The organism is Pseudomonas sp. 05N434 (assembly GCF_056396965.1).
Window position 1 is genome coordinate 1 of sequence record NZ_JBFTMK010000720.1, and the last position, 2,041, is coordinate 2,041.

Here is a 2,041-nt window from a genome sequence, read left to right on the forward strand (position 1 = left end):
ACATAGCCCATACGCAATCCCGGAAAAATTGACTTCGCAAAAGAGCCAAGAAGGAATACTCGACTACTGTCGATTGACTTCATCAAGGGGATTTTATCTCCCTCGTACCTGAAGTAGCTGTAGGCATTATCCTCCAGGATAAAAAAATTCATTTCATTGGCCAAGGAGAGCATGGCCTTTCTGTCTTCATAGGACAAGCTGTTAGCAGTAGGGTTACTAAAATCTGAAATCGCGTACAGCGCTTTTACCTTTTCCCCCCTGGACTCAAGATCTTCAGCTACCTTGCGCAGGGCAGATGGATCGAGGAAGGTGTCCTCGGGAACGGGTACAATTTTTATTCTTAATAATTTCGCAATCCCCGTTATTCCGGAAAACACAGGGTCAGGCACTAATAAAACACCACCTCCTTCAAAAATTGATAGCAGTGTCAAGGTCGCAGCTTCCTGAAACCCCATACACACGACAATACTTTCAGGGTTGAAAATTTTTATGCCTTCATCCACCTGCAAGTGTTCGGCTATTATGCCGTTGATAATTCCGGTGGTTTTTCCATATTGGCAAAGTAGTGTCGCAAGCGAGTGTTCCGGATTGACGGCGTATCGTGCATAGCTGGCCAGCCCTTTATCGATGAGGGACAGGTCGCATTGCTCGTCGTCAGGTCGACCGGAAGCCAGAGAGATTGCCTCTGGATTTTCACTGGAAATGGAATTTAGAAGATGGATAACGTTCAGAGTAGGGTCTTCGAATATCGTTTTTTCGAGTACGCTGGGCAATCTCGCTTCTCCATAAAAAGCAACGAGCCGTTGAAGGCTCGTTGCGCATGATTAACATCTGTTACGCAGGTTTAAGTGCACTTTTTTGATTGGCCATATTTTCCATGGCCACAAATGCCTGAAGCAGATCCTCTTTAAGATCCTCAAGGGCCTCTAAACCAAAACACAATCGTACCAACCCCTTTTCAATCCCCATATCCGCTTTTTCCTGCTCGGTCATCGAGGCATGGCTTCCACTAAAGGGTTGCGCAACCATTGACGTGACACAGGCCATTCCCGTACCCGTTCCAAACCATTTGAGGGAGCTGCTGAAGGTTTTGTAAAAGGGGACCAGATCGGGCCGAACATCAACAAACACAATGCCACCGTAGCCGGTCAATTGTTTATCATCGACTCGTGGATAATATACATGCTCAATAAAGGGCAGTTCCCGTAGATAGTTGAGCATGCTGGAGGTTGTGTTGCTGTGTTTCTCCATGCGCAGGTTAAATGTCTGCATGCTTCTGCGGAGCAGCCATGCGCTATTAGGCGCTAATATTGAGCCTGAGTAAAAGCGGCCTTCGAGGAGGCGCGTATAAATCATTTCATTGTTGACGAGTACCAGGCCGCCCATGACATCGCTATGCCCGGAGAAATACTTCGTTGCGCTGTACAGAGAAATATCCGCGCCGAAGTTCAGAGGCTTTTGAAATATCGGAGTGGCCCACGTGTTGTCAACGACCACCAGAGCGTGTGGGTTGTTTTGCTTAACCACCTTGCTGACCGCATGAATATCAATGTCTTTCAGAAAGGGATTGGTCGGTGTTTCGAAAATGACCATGTCCACGTCCGACGGCAACTCTTTCAATCCACTTTCCGTGGTGAGATCCAGAATCGTCAGTTTCGCACCGATACGTGCCGCATATCGCTGAAACAGCTTATAAGAACAGCCATAGATATATTTGTTGATCACCAGCGACCCACCGGGTTTCAGCAGCTCCAGCACCATGTAGATGGCACTCATTCCGGTGCTGTAGGCCAAGGCGTATTCGCTTCCTTCCAGTGCAGCGACAACCTGTTCCAGCTCAGTCACATTGGGATTGGCTTTTCTCGAGTAGAAGAACGCCGAGTCAGCGCTAAAAGCGCTGCACTGATAAATAGGCGTCACGGATGGATGGGCTTCTCGGTCATCGACCCTGATATGGAGAATTTCAGTAGACACATTCATGATTTGCTCACCAGTTTGATAACCTGCTCATACATGTTCTGCTTGCCCTCATACCCAATGG

General features: G+C 47.8%; 2 protein-coding genes. Both read right to left on the reverse strand.

Translation table 11 applies throughout. From position 1 onward, the window contains the following. Positions 1-773 (reverse strand): aminotransferase class I/II-fold pyridoxal phosphate-dependent enzyme (locus AC1DLB_RS28555; RefSeq protein WP_477786142.1); only part of this gene is annotated, 773 nt, incomplete at its 3' end. A gap of 61 nt (positions 774-834) precedes the next feature. Then, positions 835-1,980, reverse strand: a complete 1,146-nt coding sequence (locus AC1DLB_RS28560; protein ID WP_477743966.1) for a trans-sulfuration enzyme family protein — start codon at positions 1,978-1,980, stop codon at positions 835-837. Positions 1,981-2,041: the final 61 nt, after the last annotated feature.

What these genes read in the sequence shown, in the direction of transcription:
- AC1DLB_RS28560 (WP_477743966.1), bottom strand. Translation starts at nt 1,980, where the DNA reads ATGAATGTGTCTACTGAAATTCTCCATATCAGGGTCGATGACCGAGAA.